General features: G+C 57.3%; 30 protein-coding genes. 16 read left to right on the top strand and 14 right to left on the bottom strand.

Annotation, left to right across the window (positions count from 1 at the left end):
• Positions 1-220: 220 nt before the first annotated feature.
• The 5 genes from P4L78_RS19550 (at position 221) to P4L78_RS19530 (ending at position 4,452) form a co-directional block, all read left to right on the top strand.
• A complete protein-coding gene (locus P4L78_RS19550; RefSeq protein WP_309330079.1) occupies positions 221-793 on the top strand; it encodes a DUF4142 domain-containing protein in 573 nt (190 codons plus the stop codon).
• Between the two features lie 130 nt (positions 794-923).
• The gene (locus P4L78_RS19545; protein ID WP_283151219.1) at positions 924-1,496 is read left to right on the top strand and encodes a TetR/AcrR family transcriptional regulator; all 573 of its coding nucleotides are present in this window, start codon (positions 924-926) and stop codon (positions 1,494-1,496) included.
• Positions 1,497-1,595: 99 nt separating this feature from the next.
• Entirely contained in the window at positions 1,596-2,459 is an 864-nt protein-coding gene (locus P4L78_RS19540) for an SDR family NAD(P)-dependent oxidoreductase (RefSeq protein ID WP_309330077.1), read from the top strand.
• Positions 2,460-2,602: 143 nt separating this feature from the next.
• On the top strand, positions 2,603-2,932 hold the full coding sequence (locus P4L78_RS19535; protein WP_309330075.1) for a YkgJ family cysteine cluster protein: 330 nt from the start codon (positions 2,603-2,605) through the stop codon (positions 2,930-2,932).
• Between the two features lie 83 nt (positions 2,933-3,015).
• Positions 3,016-4,452 carry a PLP-dependent aminotransferase family protein gene (locus P4L78_RS19530; RefSeq protein WP_309330073.1) on the top strand — a complete coding sequence of 479 codons (1,437 nt, stop codon included), beginning with the start codon at positions 3,016-3,018 and terminating at the stop codon, positions 4,450-4,452.
• A 12-nt stretch (positions 4,453-4,464) separates the two neighbouring features.
• Here the strand turns inward: P4L78_RS19530 and P4L78_RS19525 are convergent, their stop codons facing one another.
• Positions 4,465-4,833 carry a YrdB family protein gene (locus tag P4L78_RS19525; protein WP_309330071.1) on the bottom strand — a complete coding sequence of 123 codons (369 nt, stop codon included), beginning with the start codon at positions 4,831-4,833 and terminating at the stop codon, positions 4,465-4,467.
• 315 nt (positions 4,834-5,148) lie between these two features.
• On the opposite strand from P4L78_RS19525, the gene P4L78_RS19520 reads away from it, so the two are divergent.
• The 3 genes from P4L78_RS19520 to P4L78_RS19510 all read left to right on the top strand — a co-directional run bounded on the left by P4L78_RS19520 (position 5,149) and on the right by P4L78_RS19510 (position 7,273).
• Entirely contained in the window at positions 5,149-5,841 is a 693-nt protein-coding gene (locus P4L78_RS19520; RefSeq protein WP_309330069.1) for a DUF1275 family protein, read from the top strand.
• A gap of 630 nt (positions 5,842-6,471) precedes the next feature.
• Positions 6,472-6,681 carry a hypothetical protein gene (locus tag P4L78_RS19515; RefSeq protein WP_283151213.1) on the top strand — a complete coding sequence of 70 codons (210 nt, stop codon included), beginning with the start codon at positions 6,472-6,474 and terminating at the stop codon, positions 6,679-6,681.
• A 274-nt stretch (positions 6,682-6,955) separates the two neighbouring features.
• Entirely contained in the window at positions 6,956-7,273 is a 318-nt protein-coding gene (locus tag P4L78_RS19510) for a hypothetical protein (RefSeq protein WP_283151212.1), read from the top strand.
• A 92-nt stretch (positions 7,274-7,365) separates the two neighbouring features.
• On the opposite strand, the gene P4L78_RS19505 is transcribed toward P4L78_RS19510, so the two are convergent.
• The 8 genes from P4L78_RS19505 to P4L78_RS19470 all read right to left on the bottom strand — a co-directional run bounded on the left by P4L78_RS19505 (position 7,366) and on the right by P4L78_RS19470 (position 15,491).
• On the bottom strand, positions 7,366-7,665 hold the full coding sequence (locus P4L78_RS19505) for a Dabb family protein (protein WP_309330066.1): 300 nt from the start codon (positions 7,663-7,665) through the stop codon (positions 7,366-7,368).
• A 35-nt stretch (positions 7,666-7,700) separates the two neighbouring features.
• Positions 7,701-8,414, bottom strand: coding sequence for an SDR family NAD(P)-dependent oxidoreductase (locus P4L78_RS19500; protein ID WP_309330064.1), 714 nt, complete (start codon positions 8,412-8,414; stop codon positions 7,701-7,703).
• 187 nt (positions 8,415-8,601) lie between these two features.
• The gene (locus P4L78_RS19495) at positions 8,602-9,585 is read right to left on the bottom strand and encodes a glycosyl hydrolase (RefSeq protein WP_309330062.1); all 984 of its coding nucleotides are present in this window, start codon (positions 9,583-9,585) and stop codon (positions 8,602-8,604) included.
• Between the two features lie 280 nt (positions 9,586-9,865).
• Positions 9,866-10,846 carry a glycosyl hydrolase gene (locus tag P4L78_RS19490; protein WP_309330060.1) on the bottom strand — a complete coding sequence of 327 codons (981 nt, stop codon included), beginning with the start codon at positions 10,844-10,846 and terminating at the stop codon, positions 9,866-9,868.
• Between the two features lie 222 nt (positions 10,847-11,068).
• Positions 11,069-12,022, bottom strand: coding sequence for a trypsin-like peptidase domain-containing protein (locus P4L78_RS19485; protein ID WP_309330058.1), 954 nt, complete (start codon positions 12,020-12,022; stop codon positions 11,069-11,071).
• A 245-nt stretch (positions 12,023-12,267) separates the two neighbouring features.
• Positions 12,268-13,764: a methyl-accepting chemotaxis protein gene (locus P4L78_RS19480; RefSeq protein WP_283151206.1), complete on the bottom strand. Its 1,497-nt coding sequence runs from the start codon at positions 13,762-13,764 to the stop codon at positions 12,268-12,270.
• A 63-nt stretch (positions 13,765-13,827) separates the two neighbouring features.
• Positions 13,828-14,691: a transporter substrate-binding domain-containing protein gene (locus P4L78_RS19475; protein WP_309330056.1), complete on the bottom strand. Its 864-nt coding sequence runs from the start codon at positions 14,689-14,691 to the stop codon at positions 13,828-13,830.
• 161 nt (positions 14,692-14,852) lie between these two features.
• Positions 14,853-15,491: a CDGSH iron-sulfur domain-containing protein gene (locus tag P4L78_RS19470; protein WP_309330054.1), complete on the bottom strand. Its 639-nt coding sequence runs from the start codon at positions 15,489-15,491 to the stop codon at positions 14,853-14,855.
• 319 nt (positions 15,492-15,810) lie between these two features.
• Between P4L78_RS19470 and P4L78_RS19465 the strand changes: the two genes are divergently transcribed.
• From P4L78_RS19465 to P4L78_RS19450, 4 genes are all read left to right on the top strand, one after another.
• On the top strand, positions 15,811-15,963 hold the full coding sequence (locus tag P4L78_RS19465; RefSeq protein WP_309330052.1) for a hypothetical protein: 153 nt from the start codon (positions 15,811-15,813) through the stop codon (positions 15,961-15,963).
• A gap of 201 nt (positions 15,964-16,164) precedes the next feature.
• Complete coding sequence (locus P4L78_RS19460; RefSeq protein WP_309330050.1) at positions 16,165-17,190, top strand: cupin-like domain-containing protein; 1,026 nt, start codon at positions 16,165-16,167, stop codon at positions 17,188-17,190.
• A gap of 105 nt (positions 17,191-17,295) precedes the next feature.
• Positions 17,296-17,682, top strand: a complete 387-nt coding sequence (locus P4L78_RS19455; RefSeq protein WP_309330048.1) for a nuclear transport factor 2 family protein — start codon at positions 17,296-17,298, stop codon at positions 17,680-17,682.
• A 117-nt stretch (positions 17,683-17,799) separates the two neighbouring features.
• Complete coding sequence (locus P4L78_RS19450) at positions 17,800-18,312, top strand: DUF1993 domain-containing protein (RefSeq protein ID WP_309330046.1); 513 nt, start codon at positions 17,800-17,802, stop codon at positions 18,310-18,312.
• A gap of 119 nt (positions 18,313-18,431) precedes the next feature.
• On the opposite strand, the gene P4L78_RS19445 is transcribed toward P4L78_RS19450, so the two are convergent.
• Positions 18,432-18,923: a hypothetical protein gene (locus P4L78_RS19445; RefSeq protein WP_309330044.1), complete on the bottom strand. Its 492-nt coding sequence runs from the start codon at positions 18,921-18,923 to the stop codon at positions 18,432-18,434.
• On the opposite strand from P4L78_RS19445, the gene P4L78_RS19440 reads away from it, so the two are divergent.
• The 3 genes from P4L78_RS19440 to P4L78_RS19430 all read left to right on the top strand — a co-directional run bounded on the left by P4L78_RS19440 (position 18,922) and on the right by P4L78_RS19430 (position 21,463).
• Entirely contained in the window at positions 18,922-19,062 is a 141-nt protein-coding gene (locus tag P4L78_RS19440; protein ID WP_283151197.1) for a hypothetical protein, read from the top strand. The genes P4L78_RS19445 and P4L78_RS19440 overlap by 2 nt on opposite strands.
• Before the next feature lie 35 nt (positions 19,063-19,097).
• Positions 19,098-19,526, top strand: a complete 429-nt coding sequence (locus P4L78_RS19435; protein WP_283151196.1) for a nuclear transport factor 2 family protein — start codon at positions 19,098-19,100, stop codon at positions 19,524-19,526.
• 317 nt (positions 19,527-19,843) lie between these two features.
• Positions 19,844-21,463, top strand: coding sequence for a methyl-accepting chemotaxis protein (locus P4L78_RS19430; RefSeq protein ID WP_283151195.1), 1,620 nt, complete (start codon positions 19,844-19,846; stop codon positions 21,461-21,463).
• Between the two features lie 106 nt (positions 21,464-21,569).
• On the opposite strand, the gene cyoE is transcribed toward P4L78_RS19430, so the two are convergent.
• Genes cyoE through P4L78_RS19410 form a run of 4 tightly spaced genes read right to left on the bottom strand, consistent with a single transcriptional unit; the run spans position 21,570 to position 24,692 of the window.
• On the bottom strand, positions 21,570-22,472 hold the full coding sequence (gene cyoE / locus P4L78_RS19425) for a heme o synthase (protein ID WP_283151194.1): 903 nt from the start codon (positions 22,470-22,472) through the stop codon (positions 21,570-21,572).
• A complete protein-coding gene (locus tag P4L78_RS19420) occupies positions 22,432-23,448 on the bottom strand; it encodes a COX15/CtaA family protein (RefSeq protein ID WP_309330042.1) in 1,017 nt (338 codons plus the stop codon). Before P4L78_RS19420 ends, cyoE begins: the two co-directional genes overlap by 41 nt.
• 2 nt (positions 23,449-23,450) lie before the next feature.
• Complete coding sequence (locus P4L78_RS19415) at positions 23,451-23,930, bottom strand: hypothetical protein (protein ID WP_283151192.1); 480 nt, start codon at positions 23,928-23,930, stop codon at positions 23,451-23,453.
• A 36-nt stretch (positions 23,931-23,966) separates the two neighbouring features.
• Entirely contained in the window at positions 23,967-24,692 is a 726-nt protein-coding gene (locus P4L78_RS19410) for an SURF1 family protein (RefSeq protein ID WP_283151191.1), read from the bottom strand.
• Here P4L78_RS19410 and P4L78_RS19405 point away from each other — a divergent pair.
• Positions 24,691-24,894, top strand: coding sequence for a twin transmembrane helix small protein (locus P4L78_RS19405; protein ID WP_283151190.1), 204 nt, complete (start codon positions 24,691-24,693; stop codon positions 24,892-24,894). The two genes, P4L78_RS19410 and P4L78_RS19405, sit on opposite strands and share 2 nt — an antisense overlap.
• The last annotated feature ends 126 nt before the right edge of the window (positions 24,895-25,020 follow it).

Here is a 25,020-nt window from a genome sequence, read left to right as displayed (position 1 = left end):
TCTCAAGCCAATGCGGCTAATCAATCTACCAGCGTGCCAAAAACCGGCCATTTTGGAACCCGCAAACCAGCATGTAGGTAAAGACGGACAGCATTTTGGGCGTTTTCAGCCGTGGCTCGCCGCGCCCACCGACAGTTACATAGGCCGACGCGCTCAACAATCGGGAATCGATATTTGTTATAGCGCCAGATGCTGTCTGGCGATCGTGAAGGAGTTCATCATGATCCGACTACCCCGATTTGTTCCCTGCCTGCTCCCCGCGCTGCTGTTATGGACGAGCGCCAATTTTAGTCAGGCGGCCGATGCGCCGGTGGCTTCTCCCGCCAGCGCCACTGCGGTACGTACCCCGGTGGCACCGCTGGAGGCCACATTTATCGACAACGCCGCGCGCGCCAATCTGGCCGAAATCCGTCTGGGTGAACTGGTGCTGAAAAAAACCGCCGTGCCGGAGGTGAAATTCTTTGCCCAGCGCATGATGGATGAGCATCGCACCAATCAGGACAGCCTGCGCCAACTGGCTGAACTCAAGGGCGTGAAGCTGCCCGATGGTTTGAGTGTGCAAGACCAGCAGTTGTATGACCGCTTGAGCCAGCTTCCAGCGCCACAGCTGGAACATGACTATATCGGCATCGCCGGTTTGAAAGGGCATCTGGATGCCCAGAAGTTGTTCACAGCGTATGTGAAAGATGGCAAAGACAAAGACCTGGTCAGCTATGCCCAGATGACCTTGCCGACCATCAATGACCATCTGGAAATGGCGCGCCATATGCTGGCCAACTCAAAAAGTGAGTAGTGATTCTCGCTGCTGGTGCTGGTTCACGGCTTGCTGTTCTGGGCGGCGATGCACGGTGCTTGTGTTGACGAGGTTCGCTCCCTATAATTGAGTGCTTACTCAGTTAATATTCAAGCGCCAAAATTCCGCCATGGCCCGACCCAGAAGTGAAGACAAACGCAATGCCATTCTTGCCGCCGCTGAACAAGTGATCGCGCAGGAAGGCCTGAGTGCGCCCACTTCAAAAATCGCCAAAGCGGCGGGCGTGGCCGAAGGCACGCTGTTCACCTACTTTGCCAACAAAGATGACCTGCTTAATCAGTTGTATTTGCAGATCAAATCCACCATGCGTGACACCATGATGGATTCATACCCGCACAAAAGTGACGCCAAAACCCGCGCCAGTCATTTCTGGCACAAGTACGTGGAATGGGGCGTCGCTTTTCCGGCCAGCCGCAAAACGTTGTCGCAATTGTCGGTGTCCGACCGGGTCACCGAAGACAGCAAAGCGCAGGGTATGCGGTCGTTTGCTGATATCAACACGCTGGTGCAGCACAGTATTGCCGCTGGCGTATTACGCGCCCAGCCACCGGCGTTTGTCGGCGCCATCATGGGTTCGCTGGCGGAAACCACCATGGATTTCATGAGCCGCGAACCGGCACAGGCGCAGATGTATGCCGACGCCGGGTTTCAATCATTCTGGAACGCCATCGCTGCGAAGTGATCGAGGCAGGTTGTTGTTTATATGAAATTTTCTTAGTACTTAATTAATGAGTGATTAAACGCTCATAAATGTATTTCATCTTGGCAAAAGGATCACATCATGTACAAAGTCTGGTTAGTAACCGGTAGCGCCAGTGGCTTGGGTCGGGCGATTGCCGAAGAGGCGCTGGCGGCGGGCGATCAAGTGGTTGCCACCGCGCGCGATCCGCAACAACTGGCCGATCTGCGCGAACGCTACGGCGATCAGGTCAGGGTCGCCGCGCTGGATGTTACTGATCAACAAGCGGCCATCGCCGCCGTACAACTGGCTGTAGATGAATTCGGGCGGCTGGATGTGGTGATCAACAACGCGGGCTATGGTCACATCGCCCCGTTTGAACAAACCAGCGCCGCAGACTTTACCGCGCAGATCGACACCAATTTTTTCGGCGTGGTGAATGTGAGCCGCGCCGCAGTGCCGGTGATGCGGGCGCAACGTTCGGGCCACATTATCCAGGTGTCATCAGTCGGCGGGCGTATGGGCACGCCGGGCTTGAGCGCTTATCAAGCGGCCAAATGGGCGGTGGGCGGGTTTACCGAAGTATTGGCGCAAGAACTGACGCCGCTGGGTATCAAGGTGTGCGCGCTCGAACCCGGTGGCATGCGCACCAACTGGGGTCCGCGTGCCAGCCAGCACATCCCTCAGTTGTGGCCAGAATATGAAGCCTCGGTCGGCGGCCTGTTGGCTTTGCTCAAGCCGCATATCGGTCATGAGAACAGCGACCCGGCGCGCATTGCCCAAGTGGTGTTGCGTCTGGCCTATCACGACGCACCGCCAGCGCATCTCTTGCTGGGGAGCGATGCGCTGCAATATGCCGGACTGGTCGAGGCAGATCGTGCTGCCGCCGGGGAACGTTGGCGCGCAGTGAGTGCCACCGCAGATGCGACCGAAACCGGCCCGATTCCACCTTTGCCGCTGCATTGACGAGCTATGGCGCGTGGCACTCATCGACCAGCATCATCCGAAAGTGGCGTGGTGTGCCATATCTGCCCGGGCATCGGCGGCAGTTTGCCGGGCAGGGGGCGGGTCGCTATCATGCGCCACGCCCTCGTTTTCAAGCAGAAATCATGACTCACCCGTGTCTGGAATGCGGCGCCTGTTGCGCGTCTTTCCGGGTCTCGTTTTACTGGGCCGAAACTGACGCCCACCCGTTCGGCTCGGTGCCGCAACAGTTGACGACCACCATTAGCCCACATCACGTTGCCATGCGCGGCACCGAGAACAAGCCGGTGCGCTGCGTGGCGCTGACTGGCGAGATCGGTCAGCCGGTCAGTTGCAGCATCTATACCCAGCGTTCCAGCACTTGCCGTGAGTTCGCGGCTGGTAGCGAATACTGTAACAAGGCGCGTGGCATGCACGGCTTGCCGGTGCTTGCGCCAGGTAACTACGACACCTGAACGCGGCGCGTCAGGTATCCGGACAGCTCCGGCCAGTGGTATGCCAGAATGAGTCGATCAAGACTCATCAAGATAGCCACCGCATGGACATCCATATCAGCATTGCCGGGCGTCACGACCTGATTGGGCAGATTTACCGGCAATTGCGCGCCGGAATCCTGGATGGCCGTCTGGCCGCTGGCGAACGCTTGCCCTCTACGCGTGATCTGGCGGTGCAATTGGGCGTCTCGCGCAAAACCACGCTGGATGCATTTGAGCGCTTGATCGCAGAAGGCTATCTACGCACCCGCACTGGAGAAGGCACCTTTGTCGCCGACTCACTTAACCGCGTGCCAGTGACGTCAACAGAAGCGCAAAGCGAACCGGTGCAACTGGATTCCATCTGGGACGACATGCCGGACGCACTGGCCATGCCCAAGGCGGGCACCACGCTGGCGCTGGATTTCAAAGGTGGCATGACCGACAAAAGCGCCTTTCCCTTTGAATCCTGGCGGCGTTGCATCAACCATGCCTTGCGGCTGCAAGCGCGGGGCCGCGGCGAGTATCACGATCCGGCGGGTGAACAGGAACTACGACTGGCGGTGTCGCGGTATCTGGCATTTAACCGGGCAGTGGTCAGCAACTGGCAGGACGTCATCATCACCCAAGGTGCGCAGCAAGCGCTGGATTTGCTTGCCCGGGTGCTGATTCGCCCTGGCGATACCGTGGCCATGGAAGACCCCGGTTATCCGCCCGCCCGCGCCTGTTTTACCGCAATGGGCGCCAGAGTAGTGAGTGTGCCGGTGGATGAACAGGGGCTGGTGACCGCCAAACTGCCAGCGCAAGCCAGGCTGGTTTACGTGACGCCATCGCACCAGTTTCCGCTAGGCATGCCAATGAGCCTGGAGCGGCGGGTGGAGTTGCTGGAATGGGCACAGCAAAACAAAGTGGTGATTGTGGAAGACGACTACGACGGCGAGTTCCGTTTTGAAGGACGTCCCATGGAGTCGCTCAAAAGTCTGGATCGCGCGGGACTGGTGGCCTACGTCGGGACGTTTTCCAAGACCATCTTTCCCGAGTTGCGCGTGGGTTATGTGGTGCCGCCGCTCTCGCTGAACCCGGCGCTGCAAAAAGCCAAGCAAATTGGCGATTGCCACTCTTGCACGCTAACCCAGGCGGCAGTGGGCCGGTTTATCCTCAATGGCGACTTCACCAAGCATTTGCGGCGCATGCACAAACACTACGAAACCCGCCGCGCCATGCTGCTGGCGCATCTGCGCGGTGATCTCGCAACGTGGTTTGCACCAATTGTGCCCGCGGCGGGCATCCATTTAACCGCATTGCTTAAACCCGGACTGGCCGAAGAAACGATTATTGCGGCGGGGCGTGAAGTGGCGGTGGGCTTGTATGGCATATCCGGCTTTCATACGGCGCTGCCCAAACGGCCCGGGATTTTGTTTGGTTATGGTGGCATTAGCGCTGCCGATATCGATCAAGCACTGGGCAAGCTGGCACAAGCATTGCGCTCGCGCGGGGTGTGAGCCAATCACCCTTCAGCGGCGCAGCAACCAGAGATTGCGGTCCCACGACAACGCGTAGTGAATAACCAGTGCCGCCGCCAGGCAGCGCCCTTGCGTGACCGCGCCGGCGGCAAACAGTGCCCATACCGCAAAGCCGAAAATGACCGCTTCGATGGCCAATCGTACCGTGCCAGGCACCGCCACCAAGGCATCGCCGGAGCGGCTGTGGTCCCCGGGTACATTGAAAATGCCCCAGATGGTTGCCGCCAGCAGCGGAACCATCAGCGCCAGGGCATAGCGCGCCAGTCCGTCATGCTGCGTCCAGCCCCAAAAGCTCATCGCTACCAGCGCGACCAGTTCGAGGATAAACCGGAACAGCAGATTGACCGGGTGATAGCCCATGGCGCCTCTCACAGCAGAAGGTAGTCAGCCGCAGTGTAGATCACCGCCAGAAAAATACCGGCTGCGTGGGTACAGTCCGGCGGCTGGGCAACTACAGTTAATCGCGGTTGGTCCGTGGAGTAATTGGCAAATGCCAATGTGGACTGGTCGGCTTTTTGCTTGCCTTCAACCGAACTGCGGCATCACCGTCCTGCTTGATACCGATAACCCATGCGGCCTCTGAACATGCTAAACGCATATCCACCGATGAATGAATCCGGTTAATCTGCAGCCTGTCTGCCGTGACCTGGCTCTGTTGTGGCAATAAGGAACCCAATGAAGACTGTCAATCTGCCCGGCGTACTCAGCGCGACCGGTGGTTATGTCGATACGGCTGGTTTTCTGGCGCTGCAAGGGCTGTTTACCGCTCATGTCACCGGCAACTTCGTCACCTTGGGCGCGGCGCTGGCGTTTGGCACTTCTGGCGTGATCGCCAAGCTGGCGGCGTTGCCCTTGTTCTGCGTGGTGGTGGGGCTGGTACGAGTTGGCGGCGCGGTGCTTACTCAACGGCAGATTGCAGAAATACCGTTTCTGCTGGGACTGCAAACACTGCTGCTACTCGTTGCCGCAGTGTTTGCAATCGGCTTGGGGCCGTTTCCCAATGGCGATCACTGGCCAGCGTTGCTCACGGGCATGACGCTGGTCGCGGCAATGGCAATCCAGAACGCGGTGCACCGGATATATCTATCCAGCGCGCCGCCAACGACCTTGATGACCGGCAGTACCACCCAGATTGTCATTGATGCGGTGGATCTGTTGGGCGGTTTACCGGCCGAGCAGCAGGCCCTGGTCAAAAACCGCATCTCGCGCCTGGCAGCCACGGTGCTGGCCTTCGCTGTTGGTTGTGCTGCTGCCGCAGTGCTGTTCCATTTGATCGGCCTTTGGTGCTTTGCACTGCCACCATGGCTGGCGCTCGCCGCTACTTGTCTGGCGCGCCAGACAGCGGCATCTCCTTTACCTGCTCATTAGATTTGCCGTGCTTTGACAGACCAAGCCCGCGCCAAATGCACACAGCCGGGCATGGCTGGTGTTTGACGGTTTAAGCGTTTCTCCCTGAGCCGAAAATGGGCACAGGCAAATCTGTGTTGATGTATATGTCGATACTTCCCAAATATTAGAAATATCTTATTGTTTCAATATACAGATTAATCAAGGCATATAAATTGCCTTTAACAACAAACATGAAAACGGAACCGGTTTCATATTGAAATAATTGATGCTGATATATCGGAAAGAATCCCGGTTGTTTCAAAACATATCGCTTTCTGGGTCATGCGATATTGGTAATGGGTAGCGCAATTTGCACGCGGCTGGTGCAATTGAACGCCCAAACCGGTGCAACCATCGGCGCGAACTTGAGCTTGCAATAAACGAGCGGCTCTGGTTGTTTTTATGAGTGCCATTGTCATTTGGTTCTTGACAAATTTCTTATTAAATAAGACGATGCACGCAGGGTTACCCGCCCTGTCCTTCGCTTGCCTTGGTAAACCATACCAGGATTTTTATCTTTATGGTTTGTTGCCGGGGTAGGTGTCTCGCGTTTTTTGTCCGGCACTTTCGTTTCTTACACATCGCAAATATTTTGGGGTTGCTACGGCGATGAATGAAAGTCTGTACGTGCTTCAATACAGTGTTGAAAGCCAGAATTTCCACGTTGAAAAATTGTACGTAATGCTGGATAAAAACGTCCGCGCTTTTACCAGTGGAATCAAGGTCGGGTACGTGCCTTTAGGCATGTTCGAAAACCTGGATGATTTGCTGGAAGCAAAAGCCCGTTTGATGAAATCCAGGCCAAAGAAACTGGCTTGATTTGAATTCCCATTAGCTATTTCCTTACATCGCGTATTAAAACAGCGAGGTATGGGCATATCTCGCACTTTTGCTATCGCGCGCAATTGGTGTTGGCTGGCATATGTATATTCCGGATCGGTCTATATATTGCCGAGCCATTCTGGTGAGTCTGGGTGGATGGCTTTCGTCGCCAAAGTGTCGCGCCGGCGGCACGCCACGGTGTCACCGGGTTTGCAGTGGTGCGGCTGGGTCTAGAATTGTCGCTTGACCAAATAGTGGCCGGATTAGCCGAATGACTGCCAGGAAAGTAATGTCGCTGGTGCTGATGTGCCTGTTTACGGGACTGATGCTGTATTCAAGCTACAGCGTGCAACAAAAGCGGCGGGAGGCGCAGGAAACCTGCGGACCGCTGAAATCGATTGCTACGGTCGAAGCGCTGCAAACGTATATCGCCCGCCAGAATATGCTGGGCACGATTGCGGCCTCCGGGGTCAGCTTTGTGCAAATGAAAAACGGCTACGGTTATCGTGGCTGCCGTATTGAAACGGCGGGTGGGGTGGTCAAAAGCGTGTTTGCCAGCTACGGGGCGCAAGACACTTCTGCTCGCTAAATAAACCGGGCGATTTCCAGTCTTCTGCCGCGTAATAGAAAAAGCCCCGCACACTACGGGGCTTTTCGCGTTAGGGCATTGTGCAGGCGAGGTCAGAGGTCGTAATCCAGCACGATCACATCGTTCAGGCACGGTTGTAGCTGTGCCACAAAGGCCAGATGTGCCGGATGCACCATATAGGCATCGCGCGCGGGGGCATCCACAAAAGTGAAGTTGAAAACATGCGTAAAGCCTTTGCCCAAGCCTTCCACGCTGTGATTGATACCCCAATCGAAGGTAGTGATGCCATCGATCTGCAGCGACAACGCCACGAATGCGGTTTCCAGTTCGGTCCGGGTTGCCGGGGAAAGGTCATCTTTAAAGTTCAGTAAAACCAGGTGGCGGATAGCCATAAGAGTGCATCCTTGTTCGGGTTAAGCCTGCTGGATCAAACCATGGCGGGATAGCGCCCGCCGTTTTCCAGTGCGGGTTGGTCGATGATTTGGCGGATCGCGCGGGCAACCGCATCGGCGGAACGCAATTCGCCTGCTTGTTTGCGTTGGACAAAACGCGCTACATCCGGAAAGTCGGCAACAGTGCTGCTGCGAATCAGCGCCTGCATACCGGTATCCATTACGCCGGGGTCAATATTGATGGCAAAGAAAGGCTGGCTCTGGGCAATCTGTTCCAGCGCGACTGAACGGATGAAATTCTCCACACCTGCTTTGGCGGCGCAATACAGCGACCAGCCCGCATAACCTTTCAGCGCGGCACCGGACGAAACGCTGGCGATGATTTTGCGGGCAGCGTGCCCCTGAAATGCACCAACAACTTCGCTGATAAACACAATGGCGGAAGCAAAGTTGGTGTTGATATTTGCCAGTACCGCCTGCGGGTCTTTGACGGAAGTGGGGCCGATTGGGTCGAGTACGCCCGCGTTGTTGATCACCACAATTTCATCCCACTTTTGCCCGGCCAACGCTCGCAGTGTGGTCGCCACCGTTTGCTGCGTGGTGACTGGGTCGGCCAGATCAACCTGGATCGAATAATCGTGCGGGGCCGAGCGGGAAAACTCCACCACGGTAAAACCCGCGGCAAGATATTGATTACACAGACTGGCTCCCAGACCTTTAGAGCCGCCACTGATGATTGCGAGACGCATGAACGCTTCCTGAGATGGTCGCTGCCGGGACGGAAACTGCCGATTGGGCCTGCAAACCGGTTTATCTACCCGCAAGTACATGAGGCCAAAAAAAACCACCGCAAGAGGCGGTGGTCGCTTGGCGCTTATCGCAGTGTGCTCATGTTCTGACATGCACCGCACCGCTGGCGATGCTGGTGGCGCCGCCTCACCACGGTAGCGTCACATACTGGCTACCCATGGCCGTCAACTGGCCCGGTCCGCTCAGCAAATTGATAAACAAGGGATTACCGGACAAGCGACTGGTGTACCAGGCGTAGCGATACACGTCGCTGCGCGTTTCCAGGATATTAGTCATCTGGGCCTGCTGCGCCAGTGCCTTGCTCAGGCTATCAATCTGCAGCCCGTCGTTGCCGGTATGAAAGTTGTCGAATTCGGTGACCCAGATCTGCTTGCCGTATTTGTCCATCCGGTCCAATGCCGCCGCCAGTCCATAGTCATACCAGTGAAAAGCCAGAAAATCGATCTTGGGATCGCGTTGATACAGTGCCCGAAAATCTTCGTAAAAACTGTCCAGCCAATACACCGGATCGCCATAGTGCAGCGTGTTGCCGTTAGTCATGGCCGGCCCGACCAGTTTCACACCGGTTTTGGCCGCAATGTTCTCAAACCGTGGCCACACCGCCACGGCTTGCCACGGCGTCATATTGGCTTGTGTGGTGCGGTTGGGTTCGTTGAGAACCAGCAGGAACTTGACCGAAGGGTGAGCCAGCAACCAGTTGATCACGTCGGCATCGACAAAGTCTCCGGTCTTGATCATGGGCACGAATTCCATGCCGTACATGGCCTGGTAGTCTGAAGGGAGATTACTGGTGGGGGTGAGATTCCAGTTGTACCACCAGCTCACGCCCGGCGAGACTGCGGCCAGATCGAGCATTGAATAGCCGCCGAGATTGTCGGCAATACCGCGTTTGGTGCTCTTGGTGGCGTTTTTCGGCACAGGCGTAACCGCGACGACTGGCTGTTGCGGCAGCACTGTGGTGGTCTGTTTGATGCTGGCGGAGGCAGTGCTGGGCATGGCGGAACTGCTGTTGTCCTGGCCATCGCCACAGCCGCCCAGCACCAGCGCGGCACCCAGTGCCAGCAGGGAGCCCAGGCAGCGCAAGCTGTCTCGTTGTTTCTGGATTGGCATAACCGGATTCCTCTTTTGCGAGCACGATGTGTGCGGAACCCCCCCAAAACAGCGGCACAGTGCAGCATCAAGCGCAGGCGGACATGCCCGGTACACCATATTGCCGATGCAGTTGACTGTGCTTATTCAGATCTTTATCTGGTTGTAGACCAACGTCATATTGGCGCGTTCTGCCAACAACGACAGGGCGCGCAAATTACCGACAAGCGTGGCTTTATGCAGAGTAGTCGAGTATTTGATCCTGAAGCCGCTGATCCGTGCCACCCACGTCAGCGCCTGTTTACCAAGGTTGGGTGAGGTACTTGCTACCCAAGTCGCTCAATATGCCACTGCCTGCCAGCAAGCTGTCGAAATGCGGATCTGGATTAATGCGCCCAGTGAACCAGGCATAGCGGAAAACATCGCTGCGTGTTTCGCAGGTGGCAACCATGTCGGCCATTTGCGCCTCTTGTTTGGCCAGCGTATCAATCTGCGCGCCGTCGTTTGAGCTATGCCAGTTGGCAAATTCGGTCACCCAGAATGGCTTGCCGTATTTGGTCAGCCGATCCAGCTGCGCGCCCAGGCCGTAGTCGTACCAGTGAAAAGCCAGGTAATCGATCTGCGGATTGCGATTGCCATTGGCCGCCTGGTAGGCCGCGTAAAACGCATCCAGCCACACCACCGGATCGCTATATCCGGCCATGGTGCCCCAGTTCATCGCCGGGCCAACAAGCTTGACGCCGGTCGCGGCGGAGATCGCCTCATACCGCGGCCACAATGCCGCCGCCTGAGCGGGCGTCATATTGGCTTGATCGACCAGATTGGGCTCGTTAAGCACGAGCAGATATTTGACCGACGGGTGTACTTGCAGCCAGCTAATGACATTGGCGTCGACAAAGTTGCCGTTCCACAGCATGGGATAAAAATCCATGCCATAGCGGGCTTGGTAATCCGTGGGAATGCCGCTGTTGGGAGTCTGCCCCCAGTTGTACCACCAGCTCGCACCCGTCGCGACAGCCGCCATGTCTTGCGACGAGGCCAGATCATAAGCAATACCGCGCTTGGCGCTTTTGCTGGCTGGCGCCGATGTTGGGGTGGGAGAGGGAGTTGGGGTGAGCGCCGGTGCGGGAGTGGGCGTGATTGGGACTGCATTCGAGCTATTGTTGCCAGTACTACCTGCAGACCCACCGCCGCCGCCACAACTTGTAAGACCGAGGCAAACGCTTACAAGCAGGAAGGCAAATGCGCGCCTGCAGTCACCAATCAAATTGAAATTAGGCATATGTGCTGTTTATTCCTGCTGCGGCGCTTTGCCGCACCCTGTCTGCTGTGGTGGGAGATAGAACCGTTCCCGATCGTTGTTGAATACTGATCGGAACGCATCCTGACATTTACCAGGCAGGGGCGGCAAGGCATAGCGCACGTGCAGTCATTTAGTCGCGATAAACGGTAAACAGAGCACAATTGCACTCAAAGTACACAATACTGCATCTTCGTCAGGCTCTTAGCGATAACAGGAAATCGTCACCATTGCGTGTTCCAGATTCCCGGAAATTGCGCTTTGCGAAACCGGCTGAGTTGCGGTGGCGATGAGTGGATCGATGTTGTATGCCTTCAGAAAGGCGATGATTTCGGTGTTTTTGATAGCTGGACTTTGATGGTCGGTACTCGATACATCTATGGTGTGCGAAGCGGTTTCGGTATTCGTGTTCACTCCAACCATGCCAATCAAGTGCCCGGCCTGGTCTAGTACGGGGCCGCCGCGGGCGCCCGGGACGATTTTGCCTGAGAGTTCAAACATATGCGGATCATTGCCTGCCGCCTTGCCCTGAACCTGCGCCGGACTAAGCAAAAAGCTATCTGTGGGCTGGTTGGGCAGCATGTAGCCCCCAACAAAAACCGGCTCACCCAAGACTGGTTCGTCTGAGCGGAACTTTATCAGCGAACCTGTACCCCAGCCGTCGCGCAACAAGGCCAGATCGCTGGCACCACTCAAGGCAACCTGCAAAGCGGCGCGCTGATTATTGATCATGACCTGACTGCAATCGTGTACCAGGTGTTTGCTGGTCACAATCAGGCTGTTGGCAACCCGAAACCCGCTGCCGGACGCGATAGATCGGCTTCTAACTTGATAGGTTTGCGTGGTCCGGTAACTGGCCCATGCGCCAAAACGGGAATAGGCATAGTTGGTTACCGTGCGTGTGGAACTTACAGTGCCACCCTGATTGCCATTGCCTGAGTAAACCTGGCCACCGCTAGAAGGATCAACATTGGAAAACGTCACATTCCCGGCTGCATCCTTTGATTTATAAACCTCGGCCGGGCAATGGGCAGAGAGGATCAAGAGGGCTAGAACGCCAGGCAACCGGATTTTCATGATTGATTTTATTATTGAAATGAGGGCTGCCATCATTTCAAATGGTAAGAATTGCGTCAACTTCATGATGGAAATTGACATAATCAAGATACATATTTGCAACGCAAATGCGGCTTGGGGTAATTGGGTTTAAGCCGTCTGGTTCCAGGCTGGAGGTTGCGAATCGCGGCAGCTGTGTTTGATTGGCGTGCCGGCTACGGGCACCGCAACATGAAATACCTTTCCCTTGGAGGGAATGAAGCCCTGGCTGCAGGGCAACACAGCATTACGCAGTACTAAAGCGGTCAGAGCGGGAGAGCCCACCCGCATCTGACCACACGGGCCAATCACAAGTGGAATTTACCCAGTTCGTTACGCAGGCTCTCGCCAATATTCAGCACTTCACGACTTTCGGCGTGGGCCGAAGCGGACATGTCGTTTACCTGATGCGCCAGCCGCTGGATGGATTCCACATTGCTGCTGATGCCAGAGATGGTGCGGCTTTGCTGTTCTGCGGCGGCGGCCACGTGCACGTTCATGTCGTCAATGATGTCGATATTGTCGCGGATGCGCTCCAGCGAAACGCCGGCTTCTTGCGAACGTTGCACGGTGTCATCCACGCGGGCGTGGCTGCGGTCCATCGCTTCACCGGCATTGCGCGCGGCCGATTGCAGTTTGTCGACCATCTCGGCGATTTCGCTGGTGGAAGCGCCGGTCAGTTGGGCCAGTTTGCGCACTTCATCGGCCACCACTGCAAAACCCCGGCCCGCCTCGCCCGCACGTGCGGCTTCGATGGCGGCGTTCAAGGCCAGCAGATTGGTTTGTTCAGCGATATTGCGGATCACGTCCAGCACGCGCGTGACGGCATTGCAGTCGTTGCGCAGATCAATAATGCGATCCCGCGTATCGGTAATCTCGGCACCCAGCTGGCCGACTTGTTCAACCGTGTTGGTGACCACGCTAACGCCGGATTGGGTCTGTTGCTTGGCCTCATGCGTGCTGGTGGCCGAACGCGTGGCGCTGCTGGCCACGTCTTGCGCCACTTTGGACATCTCGGCCAGCGATTGTGCGGTTTCTTCTGCGCCTTCCAGCTGTTTGCGGCTAGCGGCGGAGACTTCGCTGGTGCGTGCGGCCAGGCCATCTGCAGCCACTGACAACTGCTTGGCTGAACCCACCACCGTACTGAGCAGGGTGTGCAGGTTTTCCACAAAGCGGTTGAAACTGCCCGCCAGTTCGCCCAGTTCATCGTGACTGGAAATCGTCAGCCGTTTGGTCAGATCGCCACCACCGGCCGCAATTTCGCCCAGCGCGCGGTTGATGCGTTTGACCGGGCTGGTTACAAAGGTGCGCATCATGATGGCCAGGCTGAACATCACCCCTGCCAGCACACACAACACGGCGCCCACCACGTACAGCGAGGTAACGCGGATTTGCTGACCGACCGAATCGGTACGGAAATCCACCACCACCTGACCCAACGCATTGCCATCTTCGCCGACCAGTTTGATGGTCTGGCTTTGCAGCAAGCTGTCAGACACCGTTTGCTCTTGCTTGATCTCACCCAGCACCTTGCCGCGTTGATCTGCCACGTGCAGCCGGTAAACGTGATTCTGTTTGATGAACGACGCCAGAATCGCGCTGATCTGGCCGTTGTCGTAGGTGAACACCGGATCACGCAAGACGATGCCCAGCACGTCCGAGCTTTCGCCGATTTTTTCCTGCAGGTCTTGCTGCGCCTGGTGTGAAACCAGCGCATAGCTTACCCCCAGCACCAGGATGGTGATGACCAGCACCACGACGCTCACGGTGCCGATCAGGCGGGTACTGATTGATCTTGTTGTCATGCCCATAGACTTCCCCTCACTGGTAGTTGCAACTGTCACCTGCTTGCACAAGCGCTACGCTGCTTAGTATTTGGTGATATCCAGCCACAGTTCGGGCCGATTGACCGGGGTTTCCGGCGACATGTACGGATTGGGAATACGGAACACCAGCCGGTCTTTCAGATGCCCGCGTGACAGCGCATCGGACACCAGCGGGTTGCTGTAAAACAGCTTGTCGTAGCTGCCATCCTTGATGGCTGCTTCCATGCCGCGCGTGATGGCATCCGCCAGCGGTTTGTTGTCTTTGGCGACAAAGAAATACATGGCAAACGGGTAGACCAGCAGGATGTGTTTTTCCACTTCCAGATTCAGGTCTTTGTATTTTTCCACCTCGCTCCACGGTTCGTGGATGGCGCGGGGAAAGTAATCAAAGCGCTCGCCTTCCAGCATCGGGAACATGCTGGCGTATTTGACCGGCGTCACCACTGGGAGATTGGCCGATTTGAGCACTGCGGTATCGCCCCAGAAACGGCCCTGACCGGCTTTGAGTTTTTTCAGGTCGTCCAGCGTTTTCACCTGATCAAACTTGGGTTGATCGCCTTTGCGGATGATGAAAATCCGGTAGCCGAGCATGCCTTTTTCCAGCGGGATGCGGATCGGCGTCAGTTCTTGCTCGTACGAAGGTTGAGTGCCGGCCCACATCACCGACATCTTGCCTTCCTTGAGGTATTCGACCGAGCGCGCTTCTTCCGAGAACTGCGGCAGCGCCTGGAAAGTGGCATCCGGCATGGATTTGGACAAAGCCAGCTTGAGCACCGACAGCGCCAGTTGCTCTTTGGGCTCGGTGGCCGGATTGGTGATGATGACTTGTGCGGCGAGCTGGGGTGCCAGACACAGCAGTCCCAGCAACAAAAGCGCCCTTGCGGCGCGCTGGATATGCAAACCCATCAGATACTCCCCCATTGTCCTGCACTTGTTATACCGGACCGGCGTGTGCATCAGTCCGGGCAATGCAGTGTTACATGCACTGATACATTGCCGTTATAGGGTATGCCAGTTAGCTAAGCCACCTGACTTCGGCCCCATTGAAAGTACATACAGCCCAACCCTCAGGATTCGCTGCGAAAACCGGTTTTGACGTGGCTGCCGTCGCAGTACGGTTTGTTGCCAGAGTGGCCGCAACGGCATAACCAGGCATCGGTGACCCGGTTAATGGTTTTGCCGGTGCCGGTCACCACTTCCAGACAGCCGGTGACATGCAACGGGCCATTGGGCGTGGGTTCAATTTGCAGATCACCGTTGCGTTGCGCCAGCAGTTCGCTGGTCGCGGCGGGTGCTTCACCACTGGCAGTAAACCCGGCCCCGGCATGGTTGCCGTCACAGAATGGCTTATGGCTGGAAGCCCCGCAGCGGCACAATGTGGCGCGATAACCTTGCGTCTGACCGTTGATATAAATTGGCCCATGCATCGCCAAAGGGCCGTTCTCGCGCACCCGTACGGTGTTCACCAGCGGCGCCGCCTCCAGCAAAGTGCCGTCCAGACCTTGGCACTGAATGGCGCCGGACGGGCAGTTGCGGGCCAGCTCCAGTAGTTCGGCCGTGCTGGCCTGGTCAGGGTGTATCCATTCTCCGGCCACATTGGGCACAAAGACATCTGGCCTATCCAGTACGCAGTGGCGAGAGTGAATGCAACGCTCGCTATCAAACTCGATAACGGCACGGCTACCGCGAACGATTTCCTTGCTCATGTTGGTCTCCTGCTAAACCAAGGCGCGTGGGCGCGGTCGAACTGGTTTATCTGCCCTGATAACGGTGTTTGACCGGATTTACTGGCGAGCTTCAAAACTCATTCTAGGCGGCAACGCGCGCTTTGCCGGGAAGTGGCCTGCAGGCTGCTACCTGGCCACCTCAGCCGGGTGGCAAGGGAGAGCCATGCTGCGGGTGGTGTGTTCACAACATATTGATAAATATCAACTTATATCGGAGCCCGTTCGCAGAAATTTCTCATAAGTCTCATAATTCATGCACTTACCTTTTGTACTTTCACACGTTCAACAGGAGTGCATCATGGGCAACTTATCCGCCGGTACCACCCTTAAATCCCGAACCAAACCCGCCCCCTTGCCAGTCAACATGGCAACCCGGCCCGGCCGCCCGTCCTTTGCCCAACGCAATCCGGCCGCGTTCTCGTGGCTGTTGCAATTACAGGAACACAAATAAGTTCTACGGCACGGTGACGCCGGTTTGTTCCATCTGCCACCGAATGTCTCGTTTACCGAACGCCTGACCGCTTGCCGCTACTCAGACTGGTGCTCGCAAAGTAGGCTATTGCGCAGTATCGAGGGTGGTACATACCGGGCCTCGCGCTGGTGTGTACCCGGACAACGAGACAATAACCACTGGCACTGACCAGGGAGGCGGATGGAAACGCAAAATCAGACAACGCTACGGGTTGTGGTGGATCACGAATGGCGACGCTGGATTGCCGAAAACCTGCTGCTGGGCGGTGCGCCGCAGGATTTGATCCAGGTGATGGTGGCGGCCGGGGCCGACCCGGAAGACGCGCTGCGTGAGGTTCAGGCTGCGCTGGCCAGCCCGTATCTGGCGGGCGCCGAACGACTGAAAAACCGCCTCGCCAAGCACGATTGGGTGCTGGACAACCAGCGGCGGCTGGAGCAACTACGCTCGCCGGAAATCCCGCGGCGCCATCGACTATCCTGCGCCGAATTTTTCAATGATTACTACACCGCCGGGCGCCCGGTGATCATCACCGGCATGATGGATCAATGGCCCGCCATGCAGAAATGGAGCCTTGATTACTTTGCCGATCGCTGTGGCGAGCGCGCGGTGGAAGTCCAGTTTGGCCGCAACAGTAACGAGCACTATGAACTGGACAAACGCCGGCACGAAAAGAGCATGCGCTTTGCCGAGTTCGTACAACTGGTCCGCACCCACAGCCCGACCAACGATTTTTACATGACGGCCTATAACGATTCGCACAACCGGCAGGCCCTGGCCGAATTGTGGCGCGACATCTTGCCGTTGCCGGAATATCTGAATCCGGGCTCAACGGATCAAGGTTTCCTGTGGTTCGGCCCGGCGGGCACCATCACGCCGTTTCACCATGACCTGACCAACAACTTCATGGCCCAGGTGATCGGCCGCAAACGCATTTTGCTGGTGCCCGCCAACGAAATTGCCAGCATGTACAACCATGAACACTGTTTCACCTATGTTGACGCCCGCAATATCGACTACAACCGCTTCCCCGCCATGCGCAATGTGCAGGTGCGCGAGTGCATTCTGAACCCGGGTGAAATCCTGTTCCTGCCGGTGGGCTGCTGGCATTTTGTGGAAGGGCTGGAAGTCTCGGTAACGATGTCGTTCATCAACTTTCGCTGGGGCAATGATTTCACCAGCACTTACCCGGCGGCGCGTACTTTCTAGCGCATCCTGGCCTGGTCGCGACCGATCGTCGCGCCCTGCCGGATACGCAGGGGCGGCGATTTGCTTTATGGTGGACAGCTTGTTGTCCACCTGTGAGTAGTGCAAATGACTAGCAGCAATACCAACGAAGCGGAAGAGATCGTCGGCGGGCAGCTTGCGGCGTACAACGCCCGCGATATCGACGCCTTTATGGCGTACTGGCATGACGATGCTTTGTATTACGAGCACCCTGCAACATTGCTGGCCGAGGGCGCTGCGGCGATTCGCCAGCGCCACGAAATCCGTTTTGCCGAGCCGCTATTGTTTGGTCAATTGCTGACGCGGGTGTCGGTAGGCAATCTGGTGGTGGATCGTGAAGTAGTCCGGCGCACGTTTGCGGGCGGTGTGGGTACGGTGGACGTGATTGCGATTTATGAAGTGAGCGACGGCAAAATCGCCAAGGCGTGGTTCAAGCTGGGCACGCCAAAGCTGGATACGGTGACTGATCACTGAAGCAGCCAGACGATTGATCGTCCGCCTGGCATTTCGCTGTCCGATACCGCTGATAACAGCTTGAAATTGCCCACATTGCCGCCACAGTTAGCTGAACCTTCAAGGAGCAATCAAGCCATGGCAGTTTCGATGTATCGCCTTTCCATTCCGGTGTTTCAGCGCGGCCTGCGAGTGCTGTCCAGCTATCTGGATAAAGCGCTGGCCCACGCCCAAGCCACCGGCTTGCCGCCGGAAATGCTGGTACATGCCAGGCTGGCGACCGACATGCTGCCATTGGCCGGGCAGATTCAGCGAGCTTCAGACACTTCCAAAAACGCCATTGGCCGCCTTGCGGGCGTTGAAGTGCCGCGATTTATTGATTGCGAAAACAGCTTTGCTGAACTGCAAACGCGCATCCAGAAGACCTTGGCGTTTTTTGACAGCATTGCGCCCGAACAAATGGAAGGCACTGAAGCCACTGAAATCACGCTGGATTTCAGCACCATCAAAACCACGTTCAGCGGCGATGAGTATCTGGTGACCTTTGTGTTGCCCAATTTCTTTTTCCATATCGCGACGGCACACGACATCTTGCGCCAGCACGGGCTGGATATTGGCAAGACCGACTACCTGGGACCTTTTGGCGAGTAAGCACGCTAGCTGCCGCCGGGTTTGATTGGCAGCACCCCATCCCGATTAAGCTACGGTGAAATAATCGCCAGGGCTCGATCGGGATTTTCATTTGCGGCGTTATCGGCAAGGCAACGCCATCAACGCGTCACACTGGCTGGTTCGCCGCACTGCGCCCGTTCGGTCGCAAAGTACAACAGCGCAGCAATGGGCAAGGTTAAACCGATTGCCGAGGCCAGCGCCCAGCCACCGTGGGCAAAGGCCCAGCCTCCAGCAGCGGAGCCCACGGCGCCGGCGCCAAAAAAGGTCGCCATGTATAAACCGTTGAGCCGCCGGCGGTATTCCGCGCCCAGTGCAGCTGCTTTGGCCAGAACGCGCGGTACATCCTCGGCGGAGCGGGCGATATAGGCCAGTGCCATGGCAGAAAAACCGCTGCTTTCACTGGTGTCACTATGGGCATCCATCGCAAATGCCTTGCGCGACTGGATTCCCGGCACTACACCTCCAAGATCGAACTTGGCAAAGCCATCGTGACTGCTGTCCGCTTTGGGCCAGCCCAGCGCTTCGTAAAAAGCGACGGTTTTGGCGATAACGGCTACACCCAGCGAGATGAGATTAAGGCGGGGACGCATGGCGCTGCGGTCTCTGGTGACTAAGGTAGCCGATAAAGTACACGATGCCCGCGCCGGTCAACACCGTAACGAGCGGCGGCGCGGTAACCGTTGTATTTGTCTGCGCTTTGCCCTGGCGTTGATGCATTTGAATGCATAGGCAACGCCGACAATGTACGACTTGGGAGCACCGCAATGACTGAAGCAGAATCACCTGTCCTGCCGATACTGGCGGCATACAAGGCTGCGGTATACGCCAAAGATGTCGATGCCTTTCTGGCCATTTATGACCAGGACATCAGCATTTTTGATATGTGGGCCGAGTGGGAATATCGCGGCATTGTTGCCTGGCGCAAGATCGTTCAAGGCTGGTTCGGCTCCTTGCAAGAAGAGCGGGTGCTGGTCGATTTCTCCAATATCCAGACAACCTCAGACGCAGACATGGCAATGGCCTATCTGTTCGTCTCATACCAGGCAATCGCGCAAGACGGCACCCGATTGCGCGGCATGCAAAACCGCATGACGTTGGCGCTGCGCCGCAGGCAAGGCGTCTGGCAGATTGTGCACCAGCACACTTCGTCGCCCATCGAGTTCGAGACCACCAAGGCCATCTTCCTGCCTTGAGTTCGCACAGGTTTACCTTTATTCCCAACACGTGGGGTCACGTCCGCGTTGGGCAGGTGCACACCCGAAGTGTTGAAAAAATATGTAAAGTTAGCGAACCAATGCACTGTTCGCTAACATGATGAAAGCAGTAGTCTGACAAGACATATTGCATGTGCTGCACATATGCGGTGCCCAAGCCTTCGATTGGATTGATTCGGCAAAATAATTTTGCGATTTTCAGGTCAGGTTTGATTATGAGATGTGAAATCTGACGGCAGGTATTGGATAGTAGCGGCACAGTACAAGATCAAAACAAGATTAGAGGATAAAACGAAATGACATTGCGCCAGAAAGCGTGGGGATTAACCGCGATAGTGTTGGTGTTCTTGCTGGGCACCATGGTCACCGGGCTGTACGTATTGCGCAGTGCCAGCAATATCGACAACAAGGCGCGCATCCAGCAGTTGGTGAAAAGCACTTACAACACCATTGTGCAGCTGGAAAACCAGGCGGCCGCGGGCAAGATGAGCGAGGCCGATGCCAAAGCGCTGGCGACGCAGATTCTGCGGGAAAACAAATATCACGAGTCCGAATACGTTTACGTCACCGATGACAAACTGGTGTTTGTCGCCACGCCGCTCGACCCGCAGCTGAATGGCACCAGCTTTAACGATTTCAAAGATGCCAAGGGCAATAGCGTGGGTGCCATTGCGGCCAAAGCGCTGGACCAATCCGGTGGCGCATTTACCGAATACTGGTGGGATTCCACACGTAACGGCAAAACAGTAGACCTGTTGTCGGTGGCAGTGCGCACGCCGCATTGGGGCTGGGTAGTGGGCAGCGGCATCAGCTTTGCCGAAGCCGATGCCCGCTTCTGGAGTAACGCCCGCTGGCAGGTGCTGGTGTGTCTGGTGCTGGCCGGGATTGTCGGCGCCATGCTGGTGCTGGCTGTGCGCCGTTTGCTGCAAACACTGGGCGGCGAGCCCGAGCAAGTGGTGAATCTGGTGACGCGGGTGGCGCAGGGTAACCTGGCCGCAGATCGCAGTACGCACAATGCTTCTACAGACAGCATTCTGGGCGCGGTTGAGAAAATGCGGGCATCGCTCGGCTCGGTACTGGCCGAAGTCCAACGCGATGCGCGCCAGCTGGAACAGCATTCGGGCCTGATCGCCAATGCCAGCAAGGAGATTTCCTCCGCTGCCGGTCGCCAGTCCGACGCTACTGCCTCCATGGCCTCGGCCATGGAAGAACTCACGGTCAGCATCAATCATATTTCGGATAACACTGCCGATACCGAGCGCACCTCGCAAACGGCGACCGAACTGGCTGGCGAAGGCGTGGTGCAGGTCAACACGGCGTCAGTTGCCATGCAGGAACTGGCAGAAAGCGTGTCCAGTGCCTCGGCACGTATTCGCGACCTGGATACCAAATCGCGCGAGATTTCGTCCGTTGCGGCCGTGATCAAAGACATTGCCGGGCAAACCAACTTGCTGGCGCTGAATGCCGCCATTGAAGCGGCGCGTGCGGGCGAACAAGGTCGTGGCTTTGCCGTGGTGGCCGATGAGGTCCGTAAACTGGCCGAGCGCACCAGCGCAGCGACCGTGGATATCGGTCACATGCTCGAGTCCGTATTGTCCGAAACCGACGCCGCTGTGGCTGGTATGGAAGGTGCCTTACCGCAAGTGAACAACAGCGTAGCGGCGGCCAAAGCAGTGGCGGAGTCGCTCGGGCGCATTCATGAAGGTGCGCAGAACACCCTCAAAAGCTTGAGCGAAATGGCCATATCCACGCGTGAGCAAAGCAACGCCAGCACCAGCATTGCGGTGCGCGTGGAAGACATTGCGCAGATGGTGGAAGAAACCACGGCGTCGATTCACCGTTCCAGCGAAACCGCTAACGAAATTGCCCAGATTGCTCAGCGGTTGAACACGATGGTGCAACGCTTCCAGCTTTAATCTGATCAGTAGCTGGCAAAACAAACGGGATGCTCAATGGGCATCCCGTTTGTTTTTCAGCCATCCACCCGGTCAGGGCGAATGGCGAGAACGTCGACCTAAAAGATCAGAAGTGGCTGGCCACCACCGTGTACAAACGGTCCAGAATCAGCGCGCCAAACACCCACGCCAGATACTTGATCGAATACAAAAACAGATTGCGGGCGACGGCGTCATCGGCGGTGCGATACAGCTTGATGGAGCGAGCCAGAAAACCGCTGTTGAACCACACCGCAATGGCCAGATAGACCCAGCCGCTCATGCCAATCACAAACGGCAGCAAGGCCACGGCGAACAGCATCACTGCGTACAGCACGATGGTCTGGCGGGTGAACGCCGCGCCATGGGTGACGGGCAGCATCGGCAGGCCAGCTTTCTGATAATCCAGCTCGCGATACAGTGCCAGCGCCCAGAAATGCGGCGGCGTCCAGGTGTAGATCAGCAAAAACAGCACGGCGGCTTCGGCGGGCACGCTGCCAGTGACCGCCGCCCAGCCCAGCACCGGCGGCATAGCACCTGCTGCGCCACCAATTACGATGTTTTGTGGCGTGGCCGGTTTGAGCCAGCGGGTATACACCACGGCGTAGCCAAAGAAGGTGGCCAGTGTCAGCCACATGGCCAGCACATTACCGAAAGTCAGCAACAGCCACAGGCCCGAGAGCGTTAGCGTGGCGGCGTATAAACCGGCCTCCAGCGGTGTGAGGGTGCCTTTAACCAGCGGGCGACGCTCCGTGCGGCGCATGACCGAATCCCGATCGCGCTCCACCAGACAATTGACTGCCGCCGCCCCCATGGCCACCAGCGCAATGCCTAGCAAGCACATCACCACATTGGGCAAGGCCGACCATTGCGGCGTCGCCATCAAGGCACCCGCTGCCGCACAGAACACAATCAGACTGACGACTTTGGGTTTCCCCAGTCGCCAGAATTCAACGACCCGCGAAGGCGTGACGAGCGTTTGCGTAGACATGTTGCGTCCTTTGCCCGCTACTACGGGCGATCACACTGACGAGGGAAAACAGCAAAAGCGCAGCGCCACCGTTATGGGCGACGGCGAGCGGCAGAGGCAGCGAGAACAACACATTGGCAATACCGAGCAACACTTGCAGCGTTAGCGCCGCCAGTAACAGCAACGCCAGCCGCCGCTGATATCCAGCCAGTTTCAATGCCAGAACCACGGTGAGCAGCGTGACGATCAACGCGCCGACACGATGCAACCAGTGAATCGCCGCCAGGTTGGCGATGGTCAGCGGCGCGCCTTCGGCCGTCAGCCCCAACTGGCGATCCGGTCGCAACATTTGCGCCAGGCCATCCGGGGCCGCAAAGCTGCCGCGGCAGGTCGGGAAACCATCACAGGCCAACCCGGCGTAATTGCTGGACACCAACCCGCCCACCGCCAGTTGCGCCAGCAAGGCCGCCAGCGCAATCCACGCCAGCGTGCGAGTAGCGCCTCTGATATTGATGCTCGGGAGCGTGCCTTTCACCGCAATCGCACCCAGCAAGGCCAGCATGGTCATGCCGCCGAGCAAATGCGCGGTGACCACAGCGGGCATCAGTTTGAGCGTGACCGTCCACATCCCCAGCAGTGCCTGAAACACGATCACCAGCAAAGGCGCAAAGACCAGCAAGGCCGGAATGCGATATTTGCGGCGATTACGCGCCAGCAACACGGTGAGCGCCAGCACGATCACTACCAAGCCACCGGCTACGTAACGGTGGATCATCTCTTTCCAGCCTTTTTCCGGCTCCACCATCGCGCCGAATGTGGCGGCGGCGTGCGCCAGTTCGTGCGGTTTTTCCGGCACGGTCAGATGACCGTAACAGCCAGGCCAATCCGGACAGCCCAAGCCCGCATCAGACAAGCGTACAAACGCGCCCAGCATCACCAGGGCGAAAGTCCAGATCACGGCTAGCCAGACCAGATAACGCAAACGTGAGTTCGCCATGATCAGCCCAGCGCTTCGTTGTTTTTGAGGATCTTGCCGATCTCCGCCATCGCTTTTTTGCGGCCTTCGTTGTCGTCGATCTGGCCGGGGCGATACCGCATCACCAGATTGCCGTGCGGGTCGATCAGATACAGGCCGCTTTCCTGCAAATGGGTGGTTGGCGCCAGCACCGCCACGTCGCTATCCAGCGCCGGGCAAACAGTGGTGGAACCACGCTGAATACGATGGCTTTCCTGACCTTGTGCCAGGCGCATCTGGCGGGTGGCAAACAGCAGTTGTTTCTGGTTGTCGGTGCAGCCGGATGGATCGGCCGCCACCAGCCGCCAGAAACCGTTGGCCGGGACCACTGACTCGGTCGCCAGCAATTCGCCATAGCTTTTGACGTGATTGGGTTGCCACCAGGAATAAAACGCCTGCGCGGCGAGGATGGGGGCGAGCGTAATGCCAAACATCGTGAGAAGTGTTTTTTGCCCGCTATTCATATTCGTATGTCTCCGTGCGATCTTGTTGATCTTGTTTTATTTGGACTGCGATTGCGGTTGAGTCGAACGGCGAAAATGTCGCCACAGAAAGATTCCGGCAATGCTCATGCCCCACCAGGTCAGCATGTAACCGATATGGCGGGCGGGGTTGAAGTCAGGCGTGGCGCTGTCGTGGGCCAGGCCATCTTGCGCGGGCGAGCGCAAACGGCCGTACCACAGCGGCTTGGGTAGATGCGACCACTCGGCAAAGCGGGCGGCGGTGATGTTCTGGAACAGATTGCCTTGCGGCGGGGTTTTGGCCAGTTCAAAGAAGCGCGGCCAGGCGAGCACTTCCACTTGGGGCGCAATCAGCGCGGGGGCGCTTTCGACGGTATTGTGTGCTTTCCAGCCGCGATTGATCAGCGCAATGCCGCCATCATCCAGCTGAAACGGAGTGATGACTTCCACGCCAATCTCGCCCTGGTAATCCCGGTGATCCAGATACAAGGTCTGGCCGGCGAGCCAGTGACCTTTGAGAGTGAGGCGCCGGAACAACGGTGGTTCATCGTTGCTGCCCCATGGCAAAGCGGGCGCAGCGATGCTGGCGGCGTAGTGATCGGCCAACCGTTGCTTGTAAACCGCGCGAGCGGCTTGCCAGCAACCGAGTGCCACAGTCAGCAACACCAGCCCGGCCAGACCGAGCAAAGCACCGCGTCGCTGGTGGGCGACCGGCAGCTTTATGACGTTTGTGCTACCGTTGCCAATATCAGGAGGAGATGCCATGAAAATCGTCATAGTGCTGTTTTTGCTGATCATTCTGGTTGCACTGGGCCGTGCTTTGCTGCAACTGGTACGCGGCCCGGCAGGGTCTGAAAAACTGGCGAAATCGCTCACTTTGCGGATCGCGGTTTCGGTCGCACTGTTTATCCTGTTGTTGCTGGCGTGGTACTTCGGTTATCTGCAACCCCACGGCCCTGCTGTGTGAGGGATAGGGAAAGGCATCCCTGCCTTTCCCTTCTCCTCTTATAAGCCCCTGCACTGCACCCGCCTGCCGTACAACTGGTTGTGTGAGGTACCTCGCCGCCTTTATCCCGATAAATCGGGGCAAGCC

Source organism: Silvimonas sp., assembly GCF_031291215.1.
In the GTDB taxonomy this organism is placed as follows: Bacteria; Pseudomonadota; Gammaproteobacteria; order Burkholderiales; family Chitinibacteraceae; genus Silvimonas; species Silvimonas soli.
Note: the sequence above shows the minus strand (reverse complement) of the source record. Positions and strands in the feature narration are given on the sequence as shown.

What these genes read in the sequence shown, in the direction of transcription:
- P4L78_RS19550 (WP_309330079.1), top strand. Translation starts at nt 221, where the DNA reads ATGATCCGACTACCCCGATTTGTTCCCTGCCTGCTCCCCGCGCTGCTG.
- P4L78_RS19545 (WP_283151219.1), top strand. Translation starts at nt 924, where the DNA reads ATGGCCCGACCCAGAAGTGAAGACAAACGCAATGCCATTCTTGCCGCC.
- P4L78_RS19540 (WP_309330077.1), top strand. Translation starts at nt 1,596, where the DNA reads ATGTACAAAGTCTGGTTAGTAACCGGTAGCGCCAGTGGCTTGGGTCGG.
- P4L78_RS19535 (WP_309330075.1), top strand. Translation starts at nt 2,603, where the DNA reads ATGACTCACCCGTGTCTGGAATGCGGCGCCTGTTGCGCGTCTTTCCGG.
- P4L78_RS19530 (WP_309330073.1), top strand. Translation starts at nt 3,016, where the DNA reads ATGGACATCCATATCAGCATTGCCGGGCGTCACGACCTGATTGGGCAG.
- P4L78_RS19525 (WP_309330071.1), bottom strand. Translation starts at nt 4,833, where the DNA reads ATGGGCTATCACCCGGTCAATCTGCTGTTCCGGTTTATCCTCGAACTG.
- P4L78_RS19520 (WP_309330069.1), top strand. Translation starts at nt 5,149, where the DNA reads ATGAAGACTGTCAATCTGCCCGGCGTACTCAGCGCGACCGGTGGTTAT.
- P4L78_RS19515 (WP_283151213.1), top strand. Translation starts at nt 6,472, where the DNA reads ATGAATGAAAGTCTGTACGTGCTTCAATACAGTGTTGAAAGCCAGAAT.
- P4L78_RS19510 (WP_283151212.1), top strand. Translation starts at nt 6,956, where the DNA reads ATGACTGCCAGGAAAGTAATGTCGCTGGTGCTGATGTGCCTGTTTACG.
- P4L78_RS19505 (WP_309330066.1), bottom strand. Translation starts at nt 7,665, where the DNA reads ATGGCTATCCGCCACCTGGTTTTACTGAACTTTAAAGATGACCTTTCC.
- P4L78_RS19500 (WP_309330064.1), bottom strand. Translation starts at nt 8,414, where the DNA reads ATGCGTCTCGCAATCATCAGTGGCGGCTCTAAAGGTCTGGGAGCCAGT.
- P4L78_RS19495 (WP_309330062.1), bottom strand. Translation starts at nt 9,585, where the DNA reads ATGCCAATCCAGAAACAACGAGACAGCTTGCGCTGCCTGGGCTCCCTG.
- P4L78_RS19490 (WP_309330060.1), bottom strand. Translation starts at nt 10,846, where the DNA reads ATGCCTAATTTCAATTTGATTGGTGACTGCAGGCGCGCATTTGCCTTC.
- P4L78_RS19485 (WP_309330058.1), bottom strand. Translation starts at nt 12,022, where the DNA reads ATGTCAATTTCCATCATGAAGTTGACGCAATTCTTACCATTTGAAATG.
- P4L78_RS19480 (WP_283151206.1), bottom strand. Translation starts at nt 13,764, where the DNA reads ATGACAACAAGATCAATCAGTACCCGCCTGATCGGCACCGTGAGCGTC.
- P4L78_RS19475 (WP_309330056.1), bottom strand. Translation starts at nt 14,691, where the DNA reads ATGGGTTTGCATATCCAGCGCGCCGCAAGGGCGCTTTTGTTGCTGGGA.
- P4L78_RS19470 (WP_309330054.1), bottom strand. Translation starts at nt 15,491, where the DNA reads ATGAGCAAGGAAATCGTTCGCGGTAGCCGTGCCGTTATCGAGTTTGAT.
- P4L78_RS19465 (WP_309330052.1), top strand. Translation starts at nt 15,811, where the DNA reads ATGGGCAACTTATCCGCCGGTACCACCCTTAAATCCCGAACCAAACCC.
- P4L78_RS19460 (WP_309330050.1), top strand. Translation starts at nt 16,165, where the DNA reads ATGGAAACGCAAAATCAGACAACGCTACGGGTTGTGGTGGATCACGAA.
- P4L78_RS19455 (WP_309330048.1), top strand. Translation starts at nt 17,296, where the DNA reads ATGACTAGCAGCAATACCAACGAAGCGGAAGAGATCGTCGGCGGGCAG.
- P4L78_RS19450 (WP_309330046.1), top strand. Translation starts at nt 17,800, where the DNA reads ATGGCAGTTTCGATGTATCGCCTTTCCATTCCGGTGTTTCAGCGCGGC.
- P4L78_RS19440 (WP_283151197.1), top strand. Translation starts at nt 18,922, where the DNA reads ATGGCGCTGCGGTCTCTGGTGACTAAGGTAGCCGATAAAGTACACGAT.
- P4L78_RS19445 (WP_309330044.1), bottom strand. Translation starts at nt 18,923, where the DNA reads ATGCGTCCCCGCCTTAATCTCATCTCGCTGGGTGTAGCCGTTATCGCC.
- P4L78_RS19435 (WP_283151196.1), top strand. Translation starts at nt 19,098, where the DNA reads ATGACTGAAGCAGAATCACCTGTCCTGCCGATACTGGCGGCATACAAG.
- P4L78_RS19430 (WP_283151195.1), top strand. Translation starts at nt 19,844, where the DNA reads ATGACATTGCGCCAGAAAGCGTGGGGATTAACCGCGATAGTGTTGGTG.
- cyoE (WP_283151194.1), bottom strand. Translation starts at nt 22,472, where the DNA reads ATGTCTACGCAAACGCTCGTCACGCCTTCGCGGGTCGTTGAATTCTGG.
- P4L78_RS19420 (WP_309330042.1), bottom strand. Translation starts at nt 23,448, where the DNA reads ATGGCGAACTCACGTTTGCGTTATCTGGTCTGGCTAGCCGTGATCTGG.
- P4L78_RS19415 (WP_283151192.1), bottom strand. Translation starts at nt 23,930, where the DNA reads ATGAATAGCGGGCAAAAAACACTTCTCACGATGTTTGGCATTACGCTC.
- P4L78_RS19405 (WP_283151190.1), top strand. Translation starts at nt 24,691, where the DNA reads ATGAAAATCGTCATAGTGCTGTTTTTGCTGATCATTCTGGTTGCACTG.
- P4L78_RS19410 (WP_283151191.1), bottom strand. Translation starts at nt 24,692, where the DNA reads ATGGCATCTCCTCCTGATATTGGCAACGGTAGCACAAACGTCATAAAG.